At 32.7% G+C, this 22,298-nt stretch carries 21 protein-coding genes; 5 read left to right on the top strand and 16 right to left on the bottom strand.

The window, feature by feature from the left end; genetic code table 11:
• Window positions 1–87: 87 nt before the first annotated feature.
• The 4 genes from C1H87_RS02755 to C1H87_RS02770 form a co-directional block, all read right to left on the bottom strand.
• On the bottom strand, window positions 88–2,025 hold the full coding sequence (locus C1H87_RS02755) for a CASTOR/POLLUX-related putative ion channel (RefSeq protein WP_102754349.1): 1,938 nt from the start codon (window positions 2,023–2,025) through the stop codon (window positions 88–90).
• A gap of 49 nt (window positions 2,026–2,074) precedes the next feature.
• Window positions 2,075–2,701, bottom strand: coding sequence for a tellurite resistance TerB family protein (locus C1H87_RS02760; RefSeq protein ID WP_102754350.1), 627 nt, complete (start codon window positions 2,699–2,701; stop codon window positions 2,075–2,077).
• Window positions 2,702–3,044: 343 nt separating this feature from the next.
• Complete coding sequence (kbl, locus tag C1H87_RS02765) at window positions 3,045–4,232, bottom strand: glycine C-acetyltransferase (protein WP_102754351.1); 1,188 nt, start codon at window positions 4,230–4,232, stop codon at window positions 3,045–3,047.
• The gene (locus C1H87_RS02770; RefSeq protein ID WP_102754352.1) at window positions 4,217–5,215 is read right to left on the bottom strand and encodes an NAD-dependent epimerase/dehydratase family protein; all 999 of its coding nucleotides are present in this window, start codon (window positions 5,213–5,215) and stop codon (window positions 4,217–4,219) included. Before C1H87_RS02770 ends, kbl begins: the two co-directional genes overlap by 16 nt.
• A 163-nt stretch (window positions 5,216–5,378) precedes the next feature.
• Between C1H87_RS02770 and C1H87_RS02775 the strand changes: the two genes are divergently transcribed.
• Window positions 5,379–5,840: an Lrp/AsnC family transcriptional regulator gene (locus C1H87_RS02775; protein ID WP_102754353.1), complete on the top strand. Its 462-nt coding sequence runs from the start codon at window positions 5,379–5,381 to the stop codon at window positions 5,838–5,840.
• 118 nt (window positions 5,841–5,958) lie between these two features.
• Here C1H87_RS02775 and C1H87_RS02780 read toward each other — a convergent pair whose 3' ends face one another.
• The 5 genes from C1H87_RS02780 to pabB form a co-directional block, all read right to left on the bottom strand.
• Entirely contained in the window at window positions 5,959–6,921 is a 963-nt protein-coding gene (locus C1H87_RS02780) for a YheT family hydrolase (protein WP_102754354.1), read from the bottom strand.
• A 276-nt stretch (window positions 6,922–7,197) separates the two neighbouring features.
• Window positions 7,198–8,817, bottom strand: coding sequence for an adenine deaminase (ade, locus tag C1H87_RS02785; RefSeq protein ID WP_102758158.1), 1,620 nt, complete (start codon window positions 8,815–8,817; stop codon window positions 7,198–7,200).
• A gap of 158 nt (window positions 8,818–8,975) precedes the next feature.
• A complete protein-coding gene (gene tilS, locus C1H87_RS02790; protein ID WP_102758159.1) occupies window positions 8,976–10,286 on the bottom strand; it encodes a tRNA lysidine(34) synthetase TilS in 1,311 nt (436 codons plus the stop codon).
• 31 nt (window positions 10,287–10,317) lie between these two features.
• Complete coding sequence (locus C1H87_RS02795) at window positions 10,318–10,671, bottom strand: four helix bundle protein (RefSeq protein ID WP_102754355.1); 354 nt, start codon at window positions 10,669–10,671, stop codon at window positions 10,318–10,320.
• A 90-nt stretch (window positions 10,672–10,761) separates the two neighbouring features.
• A complete protein-coding gene (gene pabB / locus C1H87_RS02800) occupies window positions 10,762–12,072 on the bottom strand; it encodes an aminodeoxychorismate synthase component I (protein ID WP_102754356.1) in 1,311 nt (436 codons plus the stop codon).
• Window positions 12,073–12,167: 95 nt separating this feature from the next.
• Here pabB and C1H87_RS02805 point away from each other — a divergent pair, with 95 nt between their 5' ends.
• Together C1H87_RS02805 and C1H87_RS02810 are read left to right on the top strand one after the other, a co-directional pair.
• Window positions 12,168–13,055 carry an aldose 1-epimerase family protein gene (locus C1H87_RS02805; protein ID WP_102754357.1) on the top strand — a complete coding sequence of 296 codons (888 nt, stop codon included), beginning with the start codon at window positions 12,168–12,170 and terminating at the stop codon, window positions 13,053–13,055.
• A 39-nt stretch (window positions 13,056–13,094) separates the two neighbouring features.
• Entirely contained in the window at window positions 13,095–14,447 is a 1,353-nt protein-coding gene (locus C1H87_RS02810; protein ID WP_102754358.1) for a DEAD/DEAH box helicase, read from the top strand.
• A 231-nt stretch (window positions 14,448–14,678) separates the two neighbouring features.
• Here the strand turns inward: C1H87_RS02810 and C1H87_RS23525 are convergent, their stop codons facing one another.
• The 3 genes from C1H87_RS23525 to C1H87_RS02825 all read right to left on the bottom strand — a co-directional run bounded on the left by C1H87_RS23525 (window position 14,679) and on the right by C1H87_RS02825 (window position 16,700).
• The gene (locus C1H87_RS23525; RefSeq protein WP_233783313.1) at window positions 14,679–14,936 is read right to left on the bottom strand and encodes a MotA/TolQ/ExbB proton channel family protein; all 258 of its coding nucleotides are present in this window, start codon (window positions 14,934–14,936) and stop codon (window positions 14,679–14,681) included.
• Window positions 14,937–15,723: 787 nt separating this feature from the next.
• Window positions 15,724–16,140, bottom strand: a complete 417-nt coding sequence (locus tag C1H87_RS02820; RefSeq protein WP_102754360.1) for a MotA/TolQ/ExbB proton channel family protein — start codon at window positions 16,138–16,140, stop codon at window positions 15,724–15,726.
• A gap of 11 nt (window positions 16,141–16,151) precedes the next feature.
• The gene (locus C1H87_RS02825) at window positions 16,152–16,700 is read right to left on the bottom strand and encodes a hypothetical protein (RefSeq protein ID WP_102754361.1); all 549 of its coding nucleotides are present in this window, start codon (window positions 16,698–16,700) and stop codon (window positions 16,152–16,154) included.
• A 520-nt stretch (window positions 16,701–17,220) separates the two neighbouring features.
• Here C1H87_RS02825 and C1H87_RS02830 point away from each other — a divergent pair.
• Both C1H87_RS02830 and C1H87_RS02835 read left to right on the top strand, forming a co-directional pair.
• Window positions 17,221–17,952, top strand: a complete 732-nt coding sequence (locus tag C1H87_RS02830) for a sensor histidine kinase (protein ID WP_233783315.1) — start codon at window positions 17,221–17,223, stop codon at window positions 17,950–17,952.
• Window positions 17,953–18,669, top strand: coding sequence for a LytR/AlgR family response regulator transcription factor (locus C1H87_RS02835; RefSeq protein ID WP_102754363.1), 717 nt, complete (start codon window positions 17,953–17,955; stop codon window positions 18,667–18,669). It abuts the gene before it with no gap.
• A gap of 97 nt (window positions 18,670–18,766) precedes the next feature.
• Here the strand turns inward: C1H87_RS02835 and C1H87_RS02840 are convergent, their stop codons facing one another.
• From C1H87_RS02840 to C1H87_RS02855, 4 genes are all read right to left on the bottom strand, one after another.
• A complete protein-coding gene (locus tag C1H87_RS02840; RefSeq protein WP_102754364.1) occupies window positions 18,767–19,594 on the bottom strand; it encodes a mechanosensitive ion channel family protein in 828 nt (275 codons plus the stop codon).
• A gap of 31 nt (window positions 19,595–19,625) precedes the next feature.
• Window positions 19,626–19,811 carry a hypothetical protein gene (locus C1H87_RS02845; protein WP_233783317.1) on the bottom strand — a complete coding sequence of 62 codons (186 nt, stop codon included), beginning with the start codon at window positions 19,809–19,811 and terminating at the stop codon, window positions 19,626–19,628.
• Window positions 19,808–20,383 carry an RNA polymerase sigma factor gene (locus C1H87_RS02850; protein ID WP_102754366.1) on the bottom strand — a complete coding sequence of 192 codons (576 nt, stop codon included), beginning with the start codon at window positions 20,381–20,383 and terminating at the stop codon, window positions 19,808–19,810. Before C1H87_RS02850 ends, C1H87_RS02845 begins: the two co-directional genes overlap by 4 nt.
• A gap of 341 nt (window positions 20,384–20,724) precedes the next feature.
• A complete protein-coding gene (locus tag C1H87_RS02855) occupies window positions 20,725–22,131 on the bottom strand; it encodes a S41 family peptidase (RefSeq protein ID WP_102754367.1) in 1,407 nt (468 codons plus the stop codon).
• Window positions 22,132–22,298: the final 167 nt, after the last annotated feature.

The following is a 22,298-nucleotide window of genomic DNA, read 5'->3' on the forward strand; positions in this document are numbered from 1 at the left end:
CTAATAGTACAACAAAAAGAAAATCGTCTATAAATTATTATACAGACGACTTCATTTTTTTCAAAGTTCAACCCGATAAACTATCATCTATAACTCATCTTCGCTCAAAACAATTAAGAAATCATTTTCAGTAAGTTCTATAGTCATGTTTTTATCCGGGTTAAGTTTAATACCAAAGTTATCGTCCAAGGATTTGCTTAAGTCTCCTTTTCTAATTCCCAGGCAAATTTCGTCACGCTGGTGCGCACAGAAAATAGCATCTGCAAATGTTATTTTTTGCGGGAACGTGTCAAAGTACAAGGTTGCTGGTTTCACATATATTTCGCTGCCATCTTCTGAGAAAATATCGTCGTAAAAGGTTTTCATTAAAGTCTCTTCACTTAACTGGGCTAAAATCATAGTGATGAGCTTATTACTAATAATGAAATCGTCTACGTTCGTTTGAGTAATAATCTCTTGGTTTTCAGAATTTAAAACCTGTGTGATAATGTGTAATCCATTATCTTTACTTACTACTTTTCTTAACAGTAAAAGAATAATAAGTGTATCTGAATCAATTTTATCTGCAGATTGTTCTTCCATACTCTGCGATAGAATAACCACGGTATCATAACTTTCCGGATTCTTAGCTTGTAATTTTTCTAAATCCAACGGATTGGAATCGTGAAGGTTAATATTAAAACCTTCATATTTAGGTTTTATACCATCAATGATAGCCTGTAATTCTTCTGTAGGTGCATCGAACATAATATCAAAATCCGAGCCTTCTAATAAATAATCTGAAGCTTCTTCTATAAAGACCTCAGCAACTTTGTGCCATCCTAAAATAAGGATGCGCTTCTTTTTTTGTTCTAATCGTTTATCTATAATGGTTTTAGAGGTGTCTGGAAAGAAGTATTGCTTATTATCAAAAGCTATTGTAGAATCGTCTTCTGCTAAAACAACAATGGTATCGCCATCTTTAAGTACAGTATCGTTAGGTGGTCGTAGTACCAGTCCTGCTTCATCGGAATAGACTCCTAAGGGAATACCATCTTCCATGTGATAACTTAACTCATAAAAATTCGTGTTATTCCAATCGTCTTCATAAAAATAAATCTCACATCCGTCAAAGGATAAAATTTCTTTATAAACAGTATCTAACCCACTTGTTAAGGAGGTTTGAATAAGCAGTTTACCCATAATGTCCCAACTGTCTATGGCGATAATATTATCATCTTCGAAAAAGCTGACGATATCTCTTTTCTCCTTAGTGAAAATTTCTGCTATTATTGGCAGCTGGTTTTTCCCATCCTGACATGCAGTAATAGCCAATATAGACTTAACAGATTGCACATCGCTAGCTATTTTTTTATCTGCCGTAGCACTTTCCGAACAATTTGCCAATATAATTATAGACCGTGCAGATTCTAAATTTACACGCTTTAATTCATTGATATTTGCATAATCCCCCTGAGTGGTAATAACTTCTGTTGTTAATGTTTCGGGAAGCCGTTTGGTAATGAGATTATCCATTACCTCTTTATCTTCTCTAGACAGAATAACCACAGAGGCTTTAGATTCGCTTTCGTTTGCTAAAATAAGCTCTCTAATAACATCCACTACACGCTCGTTCCAACCTAAAATAATAGTATGGTTACTTTCTATAACCTTACCTCTACCCTTTCTAAAGTCGTAAAGCATCGTATCTAATGCTGTAGTTATAAAACCAATTAGCATCGATAATAAAATGACGCCTGTTAAACCGGAGAGTATTGTTAAAATCTTAAGGTAAGTTGGAGCTTCATTATCTTGGTTCATATTTCCAGGATCTGTCATTTCTAAAAACGTGATCCAAATATCCCTGAAAATATTGCCTGTATAATCCAGACTTGGGAACATGTTTATAAGTATTAATCGTAGTCCTGTAAGTACTACAAATACAACTATAAAGAGAATTAAAAGACTTTTAAATATAGAAGTACCTCCTTTGCTTAAAAAACGTTCTGCTTTATAGTTTAAACGTTCCCTGAAAGAATTTTTCATAAGGTGAGTAGGTTGTTAGAGTGTTAATATATATTGGGGAATAATTAAGTTAATTAAGCCGTTCTAAAAACTCTGCCATAATACCTTTAATATGAGCCGAAGACATTTCCATGATGGCTCCCATTTCCATAATCATTTTTCTTTCCGAATCGTCAAAATGACCATCTGCATAGGCAACATCTAACGCACATATAATTAAAAGTTCTTTACCATGTTCGTTTAACGAGGGTCCGATATTTTTTAAATAGGTAGAAATATCGCTAGAATCTGCTTGTACTTCTTTTATATAATCATCTAACTCGAATGAAGACATATCATTGTGTCCATATTTATTGATGATATTTTGCACCATGGCCCTTTCATTATTATCTATAACACCATCTGCTAACATGATTTTCACCATAACGTGTCGTATAGCCTGCTCATACATAGCCATAAATGCTTCTTTATCACTAGAAGTTGTATTATTTATAACTTTTGTGATAAAAGTCCCCTTGCAATAGTCGCATTCTACATATTCGCCTTTACTTCCTAGCGGAATTAATGGAATGAAATATAAAGTAAAAAACTGAGTGACTTTTCGGTGTCTGTAGCCTCTATTATCTTCACATTGCGGACAATTAAATGTTCCTGTTGCTTTAGTAGAGCGCACCCCCCTAGTTCCAAAAATAATCATAGTAGTAGTAGTTTGGGTTAAATTAAATTTGGTTTAAATATAGTAATCTTAACTTAAAAAACTAAAATATAGACACTTAACTAATAAACATCAACGTATTTTTTTTATTTCGACGACTGTATTTCCTCTTTACACATCCCATATTCATTAGCTTTTTGGTAAAGCGAATAAGTCATCTGGTTAATTAATCGACAAAATGCCATAAACTAAAAAACCTTATTGATTTTAGTCAATAAGGTTATACCTTTCACTTCCCTATACTTAGCTTATTTGGCAAGAACATCTATAATAAATGGTCAATAAACCAAAATAGAAGGCTAAACTATATTTTTAATTCGGTAAATCAAATTACATTAAGCTCCTTACCTATTTTGGTAAAGGCCTTAATGGCTTTATCTAAATGATGGCGTTCATGCCCCGCGGATAATTGCACACGTATTCTTGCTTTTCCTTTTGGCACTACTGGATAGAAAAAACCTATCACATAAATACCTTCTTCTAATAATTTTGAAGCAAACTCCTGTGCTAACGTAGCTTCATATAACATAACCGGCACTATAGGATGATCTCCCGGAACTATATCGAATCCAGCAGTAGTCATTTCTTGTCTAAAGTATTTCGTGTTTTCTTCTAATTTATCGCGAAGTTCTGTAGAATCACTTAAAATATCTAATACCCTAATGGAAGCTCCCACTATTGATGGTGCCACTGTATTTGAAAACAAATAAGGTCTGGAACGCTGTCTAAGTAAATCAACGATTTCCTTTCTTGCAGCCGTGAATCCTCCTGACGCACCTCCTAAAGCTTTACCATACGTTCCGGTTATTATATCTACACGCCCCATAACATTCTTGTATTCATGCGTACCACGACCTGTTTTGCCCATAAAACCTGTAGAATGACATTCATCAACCATGACCAAGGCATTATACTTATCGGCTAAATCGCAAATTTTATCAAGCTGTGCAATGGTACCATCCATCGAAAAAGAACCGTCTGTAACGATTAATTTTCTACGAGAATCCTGAGCCTGAATTAGCTGTGTTTCTAAATCCGCCATATCGTTATGGGCATATCGAAAACGTTTTGCTTTACACAAACGAATCCCATCGATAATAGAGGCATGATTTAAAGCATCTGAAATAATAGCATCTTCTGCTGTTAGAATAGGTTCGAAAACCCCACCATTAGCATCAAAGGCTGCTGCATATAAAATACAATCTTCCATGCCAAGAAAGTCTGCTGTTTTTTGCTCTAGTGTTTTGTGAATATCTTGTGTACCACAAATAAAACGTACAGAAGACAAACCATACCCATGAGAGTCAATGGCATTTTTACCTGCTTCAATAACCTCTGAATGAGACGATAGCCCCAAATAGTTATTAGCACAAAAATTAAGCACTTCTGATGATGTTGTTGTACTTATTTCCGAGCCTTGAGGCGTCGTTATTACACGTTCTGTCTTATACAGTCCGGCAGCTTTTATCTCTTCTATTTCGTTTTGTAAATCCTGTTTTATATTTGAGTACATGATTCAAGTTTTTTTTTTGATTCTTCGGTTAAATTTAAATGGTCTTTATATTGTTCTTTCAGCTTACTAATCATAGTTTCTGTAATAGAACATAAATTATAATCGGGTTTCCAGTTCCAATCCATGCGTGCCTCAGAGTCATCTATAGATTTTGGCCAGTTATCTGCTATATCTTGTCTGAAATCTGGTTTATAATCAATTTTAAAGCCAGGGCATAGCTCACTAATTTCTAATGCAACATCTTTTGGCGAAAAACTGATGCCTGCCACATTATACGATGTCCTTATTTTTATGTGTTCTGCTGGCGCTTCCATAATCTCTATGGTTGCTCTTATAGCATCATCTATAAAAATCATAGGCAATGCTGTATCCTCATTTAAAAAGCAGGTAAATGTTTCATTTAAAACTGCTTTATGATAAATATCTACGGCATAATCGGTAGTTCCTCCACCTGGTAATGACTGATATCCTATAATTCCCGGATAACGAATTGACCTAACATCTAAACCATATTTAACATGATAATATTGTGCCCAGTTCTCTCCATCTACTTTACTAATACCATACACAGTTGTTGGATCTAAATAAGCATCATTAGGCGTATTATTTCTTGGTGCGCTATTTCCAAAGACAGCTATCGAACTTGGATAAAACACCTTTTCAATATTACAAATTCTAGCGACTTCTAAAACGTTTAAAAGCGTTTTTACATTAATATCCCAGGTTCTCAATGGATTTTCCTCGCCTTTGGCAGATAGAATAGCTGCTAAATGATAAATCTGTGTTACCTTATACTCTGTAACGACTTCTTTAATTCTATCGAAGTTAGTAGCATCTATGACTTCAAATATACCATCAAAGTCTTCTCTTTTTCTTAAATCTGAAGCAATGATGTTTTCTTTTCCATATTTGTCCTGTAGTGCTTCGGTAAGTACACTTCCTACCTGTCCGTTAGCTCCAATAACTAAAACTGTTTTCCCCATATTCAAAAGCTTTATTTGCTTTCAAAATTAAAGAATACCATTTTTAAAACACAAAATTTAAACAAACTAAGTAATTAACACTTTAATATAACATAAAAACAGTTATATTTACTTTTAAATAATTAAATAATTGTCTTTTGCAATAATTTTTATTTAACACTTTATGGAAAATTTGGATCAAACCGATATTACGATACTTAGGATTTTACAAAAAGACTCTAAAAAAACAGCTAAAGAGATTGCTAAAATTTTGAACTTAACACCTTCTCCTGTTTACGAGCGTATACGTAGACTTGAAAATCAAGGATTTATTAAAAAATATGTTGCTATACTTGACAAGAATTTACTTGAACGCTCGGTTACTACGATATGTCAGGTATCTATGCGCTATCACAGTGAAGCCTTTATCGAAAAGTTTGAAGAACAGATTCAGAACTTAGATGAAGTGCAGGAATGCTATCATATGGCTGGCCAAGTAGATTTTATATTAAAAATAAACACCAAAGGGCTGGAAGATTATCATAACTTCGTAAAGTATAAACTTTCAAAAATTGAAAATATCGGAGTATTGAACAGTACTTTCGTTTTAAAGGACATTAAGAATTCTTCGGAGTTTTATATTTAAACAACTTAAACCACGTCATTTATCTGCTTAAAACCAATACGTTTTCAGGTCTCGACTGCGCTCGACCAGATATAAAAACTATTAGCATAGTTTTTGAATCAAGGTAATCAAACTTAAACTACCAAGTATTCTTAACAAACTCCAAAGCTCGTTTCTCATTGTAGTAAATATTCTTTTTATCTACAAACCCGACATGTCCACCGTATTTAGGCATTTCTAAATAAATATTTGGGTTTTCTTTGGCTTCTTTAACTGGGTAACATTCGGGAGACAAAAATGAATCGTTTAAAGCGTTTATAATTAAAGCGGGTATCTTAATGTTGGATAGAAACTGTAAGCTACTACATGTTTCATAATAATCTAAAGCATCTTTAAATCCATGCGCTTTGGCTGTATAGACATTATCGAAATCGTACAAAGTTTTTATAGAAGCAATGTCTTCAATACTCATACTTTCTTTAAACTGTTGTTGTTTTATTTTTAAGCGGTTTACCAAGTATTTTAAAAACCGATCGTGATACAGTTTATTTTTAAACGTATGCAATGCTTTAGCCGAACCACCCAAATAGCATGGTACGGAAACTGCAATGGCTGCCTTTATTTGACTGGGAATACTTTCTCTTTCTCCCAAATACTTTAAAATCATATTTGCACCTAAACTAATGCCTTTTAGATAGATTTCTGAATATTCTTTTTCTAAAATAATGTGTTTAATAACAGCTTCTAAATCTTCGGTAGCTCCAGAATGGTAACTTCGAAACTTTAAATTGTCTTCTCCGCTACACCCTCTAAAGTTTACGCAAACCGCATCTACGTTATTATTGTTAAAAAGCCTGGATGCGCCTGTCATATAAGGTCTTTGTCCGTTTCCTTCCAGTCCGTGTAATAAAACGATAAGCTTGTTTGTTTGTTCTTCTGAAAAACTCCAATCCAAATCGATAAAATCACCATCAAATAAAGTAATGCGTTCACGCTTTTGCTTAATATCTTTTACGCGTCTAACCAAACCGGAGTATACCGTTGAAACGAAACCATTTTTAAAAAAGAAAGCGGGGTTGTATTTTGATTCTATTATGGGCATGTTCAGTGTTCAGTGTTCAGTGTTCAGTGTTCAGTGTTCAGTGTTCAGTGTTCAGTGTTCAGTGTTCAGTGTTCAGTGTTCAGTGTTCAGTGTTCAGTGTTCAGTGTTCAGTGTTCAGTGTTCAGTGTTCAGTGTTCAGTAATAAAGGTATTTTTCTTGAGCTACGATTTAAATTCTATTGCAATTCTTTATTAAAAACTTAATAACATGAATTGAATATAGGAACTGCAAACTGCCACTGCATACTGCTTACTGCATACTGCTCACTTCATATTTTCAAACTTCTAAAGGTGTAAATTTAAAATCGCTACCATTAAACAATCCTTTATCACTTAATTTTAACGAAGGAATTACCAATAAAGCCATAAACGACAATGTCATATACGGCGCGTAAAGACTACTTCCCAAACGCTTTGCCATAGCATCTAATTCGGCATATTGTTTCCCAATGGTTTCACCATCTTTATCGCTCATAATACCAGCTACAGGAAGCGGCACTGTTTTTTCTTCTGAATTTGAAACAGCGCAAATACCTCCTTTGTGTTCAATTAATAAATTAACTGCTTCGCAAATCGCTTCATCACTAACTCCAACGGCTATGATATTGTGCGAATCGTGACCAACCGAAGATGCAATTGCCCCTTCTTTTAGTCCAAAATTCTTAATAAAAGCAATCGCCGGTTTTTGATTTTGATATCTATTTACAACAGTCATTTTTAGGATATCATGTTCTGTATTTGAAACCAAGTTTCCTTCTTGAATAGTAGCTTCTTCCATAAGTTCGTTTGTTACTAATTGCCCTTCCAGAGCTTCTATAACACGGATTTGTTTTGCTGTTGATTCAAATTTAAAATCTGAAACTTCTTTTTTATTACAATTGAAATTATTCAGATTCTTAAAACCAACTGGTTTTATTAAAGAAGTTTCGTTATTGAAAACCAACTCGCCATTTATATACGTTTGAATGGTTTTAAAATCGATTAAATCTTCTACAACTATAAAATCTGCAAAATCGCCTTCTTGTAGTAAACCTACATCTAAATTATAATGCTTTACAGGATTAATACATGCTGCTTTTAATACTTTAAAAACATCTATGCCTTTTGCGACAGCTCTAGCACATAAATTATTAATATGGTGCAATAGTAAATCGTCGGGATGCTTATCGTCGCTACAAAACATCATCTTCTCAAAATGTTCTGGTAATAAATCTATCAAAGCTTCAAAGTTTTTTGCGGCACTCCCTTCCCTAATTAGTATTTTCATACCTTTTTCGAGCTTTTCCAATGCTTCATCGTAAGTAAAACATTCGTGATCTGTGGAAATACCAGCACTAATATATTTTGTAACATCTTCGCCTTTTAAACCGGGTGCATGCCCGTCAATGGGTTTGTTATAATGTTTTGCCCAGGCTATTTTTTTCATCACCTCTTCATCATCAAACAATACTCCGGGGTAATTCATCATTTCTGCCAAATACTTGATATCCGAATTTTCAAGAAGTGTTTTAATAGCTTCTGAATTTATAACAGCTCCTGCCGATTCAAAAGTAGTTGCCGGCACACAGGATGGTGCTCCAAAATTGAATTTAAAGGGTACTTCTTTTCCGTTTTCAATCATGAACTCAACACCTTCAACGCCCAAAACGTTAGCTATTTCATGAGGATCGGAAACCGTTGCCACAGTACCATGCTTAACAGCTAATCTTGCAAACTCACTAGGCACCAGCATAGAACTTTCTATGTGAATATGAGCATCTACAAACCCTGGAAGGATGTATTGGTTTACGTTGTGTTCTTTTTCTTGAATAGAAAGAATCTTTCCATCTTGAAAAGTGATTTCACCTTTATAAATACGACTATTTTGAATGTCGACTATGTTTCCTTGTAGTTTCAAATTGTGTGTGTTGTATTGTTTTTTTATATCTGTCTTCACTTCGACTACGCTCAGTGACCACGACTACGCTCAGTGACCACGACTACGCTCAGTGACCAAGACTACGCTCTGTGACCAAGACTACGCTCAGTGACTATGACTACACTCAGCATGGCTGATTACTTTAATTGTATTTTTAGAATGCTTTTTGTGTTTTCTTTTACTTTAAAACGGTTATCTGCTCGTTTTCCTATTACCCACACGATATCATCTCCAGAGCATAATAACCTGATATTTTCTTTATCTAGCAACGATAATTTCTCATCTTTAAAATACTTGCTTAGCTTCTTTTTACCAGACATTCCCAAAGGGTAAAACATGTCGCCAGCTTCCCATTTTCTTACGGTTAACGGGTAGTCTATTCGTTCCTTGTCTATATAAATTGTATGGTTGTTCTTTTCTAAAATAGTATCAACGTCATCGAGATACAGCATACCGAAGTTAGTTTGTACCTTTTTATCTGTTTTTAAGATGGTAACCAAATCTTCGGTCGATTCCAATTCAATTTCACTCAATAAAAGATACTCCCTGTCTTTTATTAAACGGTGTGTTGAGGATAATACCTGTTTTCCAGATTGTGCATCTAATAACCCAACAATATCATTCCATTCTGTAAAACCATAATTATTAAATACTTCAAATAAATAGGCTTTGGGGTTATTCCGTTTTTTAAATTCTGAAATCTTAAACTTAGTTTGATGTTGTTCGTTTATCTGGGTTTTGCTTAATAACTGTTCAACACTTTCATCTACTATACTTTTAGTGTCATTTAGATTATTGAGTGTGCTTTGGAAATTTTGTAATAACTGCGGATTGATTTCTTTTAATACTGGAATTACATCATGCCGTAGTTTATTCCTTAAATACTTGGTTGATGCGTTACTACTGTCCTCTCGCCACTTTAAATCATTTTCTTTGGCATAGGTTTCAATCGCCTCTCTTGAGAATGGCAACAGTGGTCTGATAATATTATCATTTTCTTCTGGAATTCCCGTTAAACCATCCAATCCTGTACCTCTTGATAAATTGATTAAAATGGTTTCCAAGTTATCGTCTGCATGGTGAGCTGTTAAAATATAATCGAATTGTAGTTGTTCGGTTAACTCTTGAAACCAATTATAACGAAGTTCTCGAGCTGCCATTTGGGTAGACAGTTTATTTTCCTTGGAATAATTTTCGGTATCGAAACTTTCAATAAAAACTTCTAAACCTAAATCTTCTCCTAATTGTAACACAAAATTTTCATCGGCATCACTTTCTTTTCCCCTTAAGTTAAAATTGCAATGTGCCAGGGTTATGTTTAAATTTGATTGATGACATAAATGGGTTAATACGACACTATCTAATCCTCCGGAAATTGCTATAAGAAGCTTGCTCCTGTTTAGGAAAGGAAATTCACTATTTATATGTTTGTGGTAGTTACTTAACAAAATAAAGTTAATAGGCACTAGGCATTAGAAATTAGTCTTTGAGTTTGTTTATTAAAGAGTTTAGCATTTTTTCAATCTCAACAGATAATACTTTTATTTCTTTTAATTCATTTTCATTTATGAATTTTAGATTCATACCAATCTGAAACTGTGTTTGCATTTCATATAGAGATCCTCTGGAAATATTTAAAAATCTAACGTAATCTTTCCTATAATTTCTCCCATAGCCTTCAGCTATATTTGAAGGAACTGAAACTGAACTCCTTTTGATTTGAGAAGTTAATCCAAATTTTTCATCTTCTGGAAATTGTTTTAAAAGTTTATATGTTAAAGTCACTACCTCCATTGATTTTTGCCAAACAATTAAATCACGATAACTCTTCATAATACAAACTTACAACATTAAACTTTTGTAAAACTTTTTTCACTTATCCCTTTTTGCTTGTGACTAGAAACTAACTAACTAACTAACTAACTAACTCTCCAGCACCGTACGCATGGCTTTAGCTTTAACCAGACACTCTTCGTACTCTTTTAAGGGATCGCTTTTTGCTGTTATGGCACTACCTACTGAATAGGAAACATACTTTTTGGTTTCATTGTAAAGAATACTTCTAATAACGACATTAAAGTCGAAATCGCCTGTTGGTGAAAAATACCCCACAGATCCGGAATATAGTCCGCGTTTGGTTTCTTCTAAATCTTCAATAATACGCATTGCTGAAATTTTTGGAGCTCCTGTCATACTTCCCATGGGGAACGTGCTTTTAAGAATATCGACGGCATGTGTTGTTTCTTCGACTTTTGAAGTTACTGTAGAAATCATTTGATGTACTTGATCGAAGGTATATACCTTAGTTAACTCCTCTACCTCCACACTACCCTTTATGGCTGTTTTTGATAGGTCGTTGCGCACCAAATCGACAATCATGATGTTTTCGCTGCGTTCTTTTATGTCTTGGGATAAGGCTTTTTTTAGCTCTTCGTCTTCCAATATATTCTCCGATCGCTTTGCTGTACCTTTTATGGGCTGCGAAATTATAGTATGTCCTTCTTTTTTTAAATAACGCTCTGGTGATGCAGACATTAAATATTTGTCACCATACTTTAAAAATGTAGCGAAGGGTGGTTTCGAAATATTGTTAAGTTTTGTGTAAGTTTCCAACGGGTTAATGCCTGTATTCTCCGCATAAAATTCCTGACAAAAGTTAGCTTCATAAATATCGCCTCTATGGATATGTGCGAGCATTTTGTTTACTTTTTCAAAGTACTCGTCTTTATGGATGCGGAGTTTTATTTTTACCTGATGTGCTTCGTTAGTGGCCTTTCGACTGCGCTCAGGGAGGCATTCGTTTTCACCTTGAATTTCTTTTAAATCTTCTTCTAGCTCGTCATCAACACAGTTTAAATATTGAATTTCAACCTGATCTTCTTTAAATAGAAACACTTTTTTGGGTTGAAAAAAGTATAGATCCGGAAACTCCAAACCATCAAAATTATCGGAACTTAAATTTTCTACATCATTCTTTAAATCGTAGGTTAAATATCCAAAAATCCAATCGTTTACATTAGTTTGATATTCTTTTAGCATGTCGAAACTTCCATCAAAACGCGTTTGAATACTTGTAAAAGCATCTACCGCCAATACCGCTTCGTAATTAGAATGATTTTGTTTGTAGTTATTGGAATCTAACCAAACGACATCATCAAATTGCTGACTCCAAATCAGTAATTGATCTTTAAATTGGTCAGCATTGTCTAAACTGTGAATTTGTGTTGTCCTCAATAATAAAATTTAATGTGTAAAGTTAGTTAGAATCCTTAAAAAATTATAAGTTTTGCAAAACTAAACATTTTGATTACTTATAACATGTCACTTTTATGTACACTTTAGAAAATGAAAAATTAAAAATAGCTGTTAAAAAAACCGGTGCTGAATTATGTAAAATCGCTGCGGTTAAAAAGGACATAGATTTTATGTGGGATGCCAATCCAGAGGTTTGGGGGAGTTATGCACCTAATTTATTCCCTATAATTGGAGCTTTAAAGGACGGTAGTTATCATTTTGAAAATCAGACCCATAAACTACCAAAACATGGTCTTATAAGAAACAATGATAAAATTACATTACAAAAACAAAATCAAGATTCATTAACTTTTAAATTGGCTTACGATGAAGATTCATTAAAGGCATATCCTTTTAAGTTTGAGTTTCTTATTACCTACCAACTTACTGGCAATGTTATCACCATAACGCACACTATTAAAAATCTGGATGATAAAATCATGTATTTCTCTTTAGGGGGTCATCCTGCTTTTAAATGTCCTGTTTACAACAATGAGGATTACAGTGATTATTTCTTAGAATTCGAACAAACCGAAAACTCTAAAACACACTTAATAAATATGGAAAATGGTCTTATTTCGAATAAGACTAAAGCTATTTTTAACAATACCAATATTTTAGAGTTAGAACATGATCTTTTCAATGAAGATGCGCTTGTTTTTAAAGATTTAAAATCTAAGAAGGTGGTTTTAAAAAGTAAATCCCACGGTGCTATACTTACAGTCAGGCATAAAGATTTTCCATATTTAGGTATTTGGGCGAAACCTGATGGTGATTATGTTTGCATTGAACCTTGGCTTGGTATTGCCGACAGTGAAAACACGAACCAAAACTTAAAAGAAAAGGAAGGTATTTTAACTTTAAAACCTCAACAAACATTTACGGCATCTTATAGTATTGAAATTGATAACAATCATTTATAAATTTATTAGACTTAACTTTGCCAACTAAATAGTACTATTTTGAGTTTCGAAGATTTAAATTTAAACACCCCACTTTATAACGCATTAGACGATTTGGGTTTTACAACCCCAACACCAATACAGGAACAGGCCTTTAATGTAGTAAGTTCCGGTAAAGATATGGTGGGTATTGCACAAACAGGTACTGGTAAGACCTTTGCCTATATGCTTCCTATTCTTAAAAATTTAAAGTATTCCACTCAAGAAAACCCACGGGTTTTGGTTTTGGTTCCTACACGGGAATTAGTGGTACAGGTGGTAGAAGAAATTGAAAAGCTTTCTAAATACATTAACAATCGTGTTTTAGGGGTTTATGGTGGTACTAATATTAATACCCAAAAACAAGCAGTTGCAGAGGGTTTAGATATTTTAGTAGCTACTCCGGGAAGGTTATACGACCTGGCTTTAAGCAGGGTTTTACAGCTTAAATCGATTCAGAAATTGGTTATTGATGAAGTGGATGTGATGCTCGATTTAGGGTTTAGGCATCAATTAATCAATATTTTTGATATTCTACCAGAACGTAGACAAAACATCATGTTTTCGGCTACCATGACGGAAGATGTGGATGCTTTAATTAGCGATTTCTTTAAAAGCCCCAAGCGTGTTTCTATTGCCGTTTCGGGTACGCCTCTAGAAAACATATTACAAACACGTTATAATGTTCCTAATTTTTATACTAAGGTTAATTTATTAGCCAACCTTCTAAATGATATTGAAACCTTTAATAAGGTTTTAATTTTTGTTGCTTATAAACGTATGGCAGATCGTTTATTTGAAAAACTAGATGAAATATTCCATGATGAACTCTGTGTGATTCATTCTAATAAGACCCAAAATTACAGGTTACGTAGTATTGAACAGTTTCGAAATGGTGACAATCGTATTTTAATTGCCACAGATGTAATGGCACGTGGTTTGGATATTGATAATGTATCGCATGTTATCAATTTTGATACGCCTATATACCCCGAAAACTACATGCATCGTATTGGTAGAACAGGTCGCGCAGAACGTGAAGGGAAATCGATAGCTTTTTCTACTGAAGCTGAGCAAGAATCGATTGAAAACATTGAAGCTTTAATGAACATGGAGATTCCTTTATTGGAAATTCCTGAGGTTGTTGAAATTTCTACTGAACTAATTGAAGAGGAACGTCCGCAAATAAAAGAACGTAACAATCCAACAAAACGAAGGGATGAAGATGCCCCGGGACCAGCGTTTCATGAAAAGAAGGCCAAAAACCAAAAGGAAAATTTAGGTGGTTCTTATAAGTTTAAGATTGCTAGTAAGTATAAAAAACCTAAAACAAAAGGTGATAAGAATTATAATAAACGGAATAAGCGGAAGTAGTTTTTAGTTTTAGTGTTCAGTCTCGGTATTCAGTATTCAGTATTCAGTGGCCGTTTGCAGTTATTATCGTTTTCAAAATTTAGATTTTTAGATTGGTTTTTAAGTATTAGATTCGAAGTGCATTCCTGCTTTCTCAGTAAGGGCAAAAAAGCCTAAAGACCAAAAGGTGATAAGAATTACAATAAATGGAATAATCAACAATAAATTATTTAATCGTAAACAAAAAGGAGTTTAAAATACGTTTATAATACAAGCTTTATTAGATTTTTGTAATGCTCTTAAAACAAGAATACCAATTCTGGATATTATAAAAGTAAAAAGACCAAATGTTGTTGTTATTAATGATACTTTTAGTCCACTAGCCAAAAAAACAAAATCTAAAGCCCCTTTATCTTCAATAGAACCAAAAGCCATAATAATTCCTATCACAGAACCTAAAAAACCTAAAACCAATCCCAGAAGGCTACTATCCATAGTTAATTTAAGCATTTTTTCAGAAAGAGAACTACTTTTTTTGATACTCAAAAAGCCAGTTATTATAAAGGAAACTGATAGTAAAAAACAAATAAGAATTAATGACATAAATAGTGACCCTCCTTCATAAAACTTATCTACGAAAAAATTAGTTACAACTAACAATTTTGGTGCAAGTAGTATTGAGAATAAATACATAGCTGATCATTTCTTTTAATTAATACAACCCAAACCTAGTCAAGATTTTCATTAAAAAATTCTAAAAACGACGAATAACAAAGTTAGAATCGGATTTAGCATTATGTATAAACCCTTACTAAACTTGCTACTCATCTATAAAGGGTTGATTTCCTTTTTTCTGCATTTTTAATATCTGTAACCTATGTTCTGCATACGAATTGATACCAGACTATCTTTTTACCAAACGCTACTTTCGCTTTGTTATTTAACGCGAATCTTGGATAAGAGAATTTATGTCGGTGTGTGTCCCAGACTTGTTTCAGAACTATTTTTTTACTGTCACAGTGCTCTCCTCTTTAAATTAAAGCCGAGAAATGAATTTCGATTTTGATAAAAATTGGAAGAAAGAGGAGTTTTATTAAAAATAACAAACATATATAACCCTCCGAATCCCGATCTCATCGGGATCCTCCTCCCTTTTTAATAGGGAGGAACACCTTGAATTCTTAAGCAAGATTCACGTTATTTAATACTGAAGTTATATTGCAAATCTTAGAAAAGTATAAAAAAATGTCCCTTCTTATTAAAAAAAAAGGGACGCAATCTATGTTATGATAATGCATTAAGGCTTTTGAAGTGTTTTTAATAAGATGATACCTATTCGTGGCAAGATAAAAGTAATGGAACCGAATACAGTTGTTAAAAATGATACTTTTAGGCCTCCTGCCAGCCTCGCTGAAGATACACCTTCTGTAGTACCTGACATATACTCAAAAGTATCAAAAGCAGTTATTAAACCTATTATTGAGCCTAAAAACCCTATAACCAACCCTAACAAACTGGCATCGGAAACTAAAGCTATCATTTTTTTAGATTTATTTACATCTTTTTTCACATTTAAAAATGCTAATACTAAAAATACCAACGCGAGTATGAGACATATTAAAATGAGTGACATAAAAAATGGACCACCTTCATTAAAACGCTTTCCTAATTCTGAAAATATACTTGAATTCTGTAATAATATTATTGCTTTCATAATCTTTAAATTTATTGTTTTTTAGTGAATAATAATGGTAAGTGCCCGGTATTCTTAAATACCACTGTTTTATTTTTGAGATCAAAATCTAAAACAACTCCTAAATTCTGTAGTGTAGTAAATTCTAATTTTTGTCTAGCCGATAACTCTAGTAATTCATTGCCTCCTGGTCCGCCTTTTAATGTTTTACCATGAGCCTCAAATACCAAATTAAAAGGTATTCCTTTACACTCATAAACGCCTGAGTATTGTTTTATCTCTTCTTCCGTTAATTCTATAGTTTTAAAATTAGGCATCATAACGTACTTGCCCTTTACAGCCTCTACAGCATTAAACAAAATCGACATCATGTCGTAATCAAGGCCGTTAACATTTAAGGCTATAGCGGTTTCTAATTTTGGTATATATATTAACTCTCCTTCTTTTAAAACAGACACACTACCCATCATTTTATGATTTGAATAAAGTGTGTCAAAAAAAGAATCTAATAATTTAATATTATTGATCTGTGCCCCAGAAAAGCCCACTATGAGGTAAAGAAATAAAAGTGCATGTTTCATAAATTGTACGTTTAATGATTAATACCTCAAATTTATACGGGCTTATGTTTCAAAAATTCCAAATGCGACAGATAACCAAATTAGGATTGAATATAGCATATTGCAGAACCCCTTACTAAATCCGTTATTCGTCTACAAAACACAAACTCCTCATGAAAAATATACTAATATTGTATAGTTACTTAGGTTAATGCTAAAAAAACGTTTCATATTAAAAAAAATAAGCCAATTACTGTTACACATATTGTTTTGGTGTGGTGTTCTCTTGTTTTACACTTATTTCTTTGGTTTCGACAGCATAGATTTTAATTACATATTGTCATTCTCTTTGTTTTTAATGCCTATCACTATTGCTACAACTTACGTTTTTATCTATAAGATAATACCCGATTACCTTATAAAAAAGCGATACTTTCTATTTGGGTTATACAGCTTATATACGCTCATAATTTCTGCATACCTCATAGTTGTTTCTGTGTTTTACGGACTAATTTACCTCTCAAATTTTAAGTATGCAGATATGGCTCCCATTAGTAGAAATTTACTATTGGTTGCTATAGCAGTATACTTAGTAGTTATTGTTGTAAGCGGATTTAAACTGTTAAAGCTTAATTTAAAACACGTTGAACAAACCAATAAACTTGAAAACAAAATTTTAGAAACACAGCTTAAACTAAAAGAACAGCAGCTTGATTATTTAAAGATGCAAATACATCCCCATTTTTTGTTTAACACATTAAATACCATGTATGGCTTTGCTCTAAAAAAAGCAGATCAAGCACCGGAAATGATTTTAAAACTTTCCAATTTATTAGACTATCTACTTTATAAAGTTGACAAGCCTTTTGTTTTACTAACCGACGATATCGATCATATTGAAGATTATATAGAGTTAGAAAAAATGCGATTTAACGAAACCCTTAGCATTTCTTTTTTAACAAAAAACATATCTAAAGACATTAAAATTGCCCCCATGCTTTTACTGCCTTTTATTGAAAATAGCTTTAAGCATGGCGCTATAAAAAATGGCATGTTAACAATTAAAATAACGCTAACCTGTAAAGACAAAATGCTTCTTTTTGATATTGAGAATACAAGTACACAATCTGAACCCCATAAAAACGGTATCGGATTGGAGAATATACAAAAGCGGTTAGACTTATTATATAAGGATAATTATATATTAGATATTACTAAGAATACTAACTTTTTTAAAGTAAATTTAGTTTTAAATACCAATACCTCTGATTAATTGACACAAAACAAAAACATATCTTGCCTTATTGTTGATGACGAACTTATAGCCAGAGAAATTATAGAAACCCATCTTAAAAAAGTACCTGATGTTAAAATAGTGGGTAACTGCGGAAGCGCCATTGAGGCTTTTAGTTATATAAGAAACAATAGTATTGATCTGGTTTTTTTAGATATTAATATGCCTGAGATATCTGGAATCTCTTTTGCAAAATCAATTAACAAAGACATTAAAATTATATTTACAACAGCGTATCGGGATTATGCTGTAGAAGGTTTTGAGTTACAAGCAGTAGATTATTTACTAAAACCCATTTCGTTTGAGCGTTTACTAAAAGCTGTTAATAATTATTTTGACATATATAGTGAACCAAAAAACGTGGTAATAGAAAATACAGATAGTAGCGATTTTATGTTTGTTCGATCTGAAAGACGGATGATTAAAATAGATTTTGATGCTATTATTTATATTGAAAGCTACAGCGATTACATTAAAATTCATTTAGCGAATAAAGCGATAGTAACCAGAGAAACCATTAGTGCTATAGAAGCCAAACTACCTGTTAAAAAGTTTCTTAGAATTCACAGGTCTTATATCATATCAATAAAGAACATTACCTCATTCACAAACGAAGAAATAGTGATTAATAAAAAATCGCTACCTATTAGTCGGAGTTATAAAAAAGAGGTGTTGCTTGCCTTGGAAAAGTACTAAAAAAAAGTCCCTTTTCACTTGTGATGAAAAGGGACGAATAGAGAGTTGCTAAAAATTTCGGATAAGTAACCAACCAAAACTTTAACCCTAACTAAAGTTAATCCTGTATTTTCACTTGGCTCTCTATAATATCTTTTATGGGAATAACTATTTTCCCTTCTTTTGTTTTTAACGTAATAGTTATACTATCTATTGTCTCAACTTCACCTTTAATATTGTTAAATTCGATAACCTGTCCTATTTCGTAAGTTTTTCTAGCATAAAAGGCTTTTAAAACCTCACCCACAACTTTTTGTGCGCCAAACCCGAATGCTAAAGCAAAAGACAGCAAAAATGCTGCCAAAATCATGGTTAAATTGCTTGTAATAATTTCGGTGTTTACACCTGCCTGATTAAGAGCTGTTATCGATACAAAAATTAATATAATAAAAAATACGACCTGGCTTATAATTTTGGCCCCTGATAGATCCATAGATTCAAAAAACGCTTTTAAACCTTTCTTGATAACATTTGCTAAAATTAAACCAACAGTAAATATTACCAATGCGGTAAACAGCTGTGGCAAGTAACCCAAAAGATTACTTATTTGCTCAGAAATCATGGTTAAATTCATAATATCAGATGCCATGATCAATAGCATGATATACATCACCCATTTTACAAAACTCGACACGACCTTTACCGTATCGAAATTCAGTTTTTTACCCTCAACAATTTCAATATCATTTATAGCATTGTCTAGCTTATTAACTTTTGCTAGTTTTAAAGCTTTCTTTATAATTTTTACAAGAAGCTTAGTAATCAACCAACCTATTAAAAGAACTATGATGGTTCCTATTATGTTGGGGAATATGTCGGTTATTTCGAGCCACATTTTACTTAGAGATTCCATGGCTATATCTTTCCATCTACCTGCTTTTTCCATTTTTAATATTATGAGGGTTTTATTAGTTTGGCTATTTGTTATTATTTCTTTGTTTCATAACAGATTCAATAAGATCGCCGATATTGTAAGAGAACAGTTCTGCCAGGTCCATAAGCAATTTAGCCATGGCAATATCACGCATAACCTTCGACTTAAGTTCTTTTGGAACTTGCTTAAGAGGCTTGTTTATGTCTTTAAACGGGTTATATTCCATCATTTAAAGTTATCGTTATACACTGTTATCAACTTATCTTTAGCACGTTTAATTCTCATTTTAACTGCGCTTTCACCAATTCCTAAAACACTTTCAATTTCTTTAATAGAAAGAAAATCCTGGTATTTTAGTAACAAAATCATTTTCTCCGCTGGAGAAATTAGTTCTAAAGCTAATTTTAGCTTATCAACTTTCATATCCAGAAAACTATGATCATCATCATCGTCTTCCGAAAGGTTTTCAATATCCTTATAATCTACAGATTGTTTCTCTAATTTTTTAGCTGTATTTCTGGTTACGTAATTTACACAGTGGTTATAAGTAAAGGCATATAACCATGTGGAAAACTTCGATTTCTCTTTAAAACTCCCCAACTTAACAAAAAGCTTTAAAAAGACATCTTGTGTTAAATCCTCAGCCTCATCTTCATCTTTTGCAAAACCAAAACATTTGTTATATACCAACCTAGCATACCTATCGTATAATATCTCAAACAGCAATGTGTTATTGTCTTTTACAATTGCTTTTACCAGATCTTCATCGGATAGATTATTAATGTCTTCTAAGGTTTTCAAATGTAGCTTATCGCTATTTTAGTTTGGTTATAATTTAAGACACATAACTATTTAAAAAGTAACGTTCATTAATTTGGGTTATAAATGTAAAACAAAATTAAGTAAGTTTTGTCCTAAATGTATTTTAAAAGTTTAGTAAATTGAGTTCTTCCGTTTACTAAGAACTAACACGCCATTAAAATCAAGCGAATTAACAAAAACAACAAAAATGAAAAATCTACTTTTAACCTTAATAATAGCCGCTTTTCAACCATCATTTTAGAAACAAAAAAACCATCTTGTTGTGTATTGACCTTAAATAATGCTACAATACATAAAAGATTAATCTAAAAATTGATGGATTATTTATTCAACAATTCAATTGCTCTTTCAATACCACTATCTTTTTCATTAATAAAATCATCATTAGATAAAAATGGGATCTTATTTTCGGCAGCAGGACCTATTCCTATTCCTTCATAGACAACACCTTTGGTATCGCTATATACTTCATTAGATAAACCTATCTCTGCACCATTGGGCAATACATGCGTTAATATATCTGAAAAACCACCATTTGTATGTTCTCCTACAATGGTAACATAGGGCAGATCTTTTACATATAAAGTAAAAATTTCGGCAGCACTAGCAGTTAAAGGACTCGTAAGAAGTACAATATCACCAGTAAACTGAAAATCACCTTTAGGCCCTAGCGAAATTATTTGATCTTCTGTAAAACTATTTCCTAATCGTGCTTTTTTTGAAAATACGTTACGTTCATGATCTACAAAACGTGCAGCGATATCTGATGAAACCTTATCAAAGCCTCCTTGATTGGTTCGGATATCAATAATCAGCTTAGAGATCCCCGAATCTTTAATGGCATTCATTACATCATCTAATGCTAAATTGAGACTAGATAGTTCATTACTCAATTCGGTACCATATCCGCTCATTCCTAAAATATTTAAATACATTATATCATTGTTTATAGTTCCCCATAGCATATTCCATTCTTTATCTTCTTCAAACGTTCCTTCAAGGTATTTTTCTACAATGGTTGTTGCTTTTTGACCTAAAATAACGCCAAGGTCTTCTTCACTCTCTATAATGAGGTCTCCACTCAGATTAACATTCAAACGTTCAATTAAAACAGGTATTCCTGATTCAATATCGATATCATTTTTGTCGTCACTGATACTTACGTGGCCATCCTCAAATAATAGAACTAAATCTTCTAAAACATCATAAAAATTATCTTTTGTAATCTGATTACCATAATTTTTATAGGTCGACCAGTTCACACCTCGTAAGTCAAAAAAGGCATAATAATCATTAAAAAAACTCCAAAAATGTTCAAAATTAATTTTTGGATCTTCCGTCTTAGAAATTTGGTCTGGAAGACAAATAGCATTTAAGTCTTGTAATCGGGTAAGTTTTAGATTAGAAAGTGACATTTGAGAAACCCCGGTAAGTTCGTTAGCATTTACAACCTTTAGTTCTATACCAGATTCTTCTATATTGAAATCATTATCCAGAACTGTACATCCAGCTGAGGAAATATTATAGATAACGTTTTTATTTTCTGCTAATTCAATAACATAACCTTTGTCTGCCACGAACCAAAATCCATGTAATAGGTCTTTATGAGGTATAAATGTGCCATTATCATCCGATTTACAGGCAAAACAAAAAAACAATAACAGGCATAAGGACATTTTTATTGTTGTTGTTATAATCATTTCTTTCTTAAAAATAGGTACTTTCATAATCTCGATTTTTTTATTAATGATTTGTTGCTATCTATATGACAATTAAAAAATCAAGAGGTTGCTTCAGGAGATCATTTACATAAATAAACAATGCTTTTTGATATAGTAACAACTAAAAAAGCCCCTTTTCACAAAACAGTTTTTATATGCCCTTTTTTTGAACT

It is taken from the genome of Flavivirga eckloniae (genome assembly GCF_002886045.1).
Lineage (GTDB): Bacteria > Bacteroidota > Bacteroidia > Flavobacteriales > Flavobacteriaceae > Flavivirga > Flavivirga eckloniae.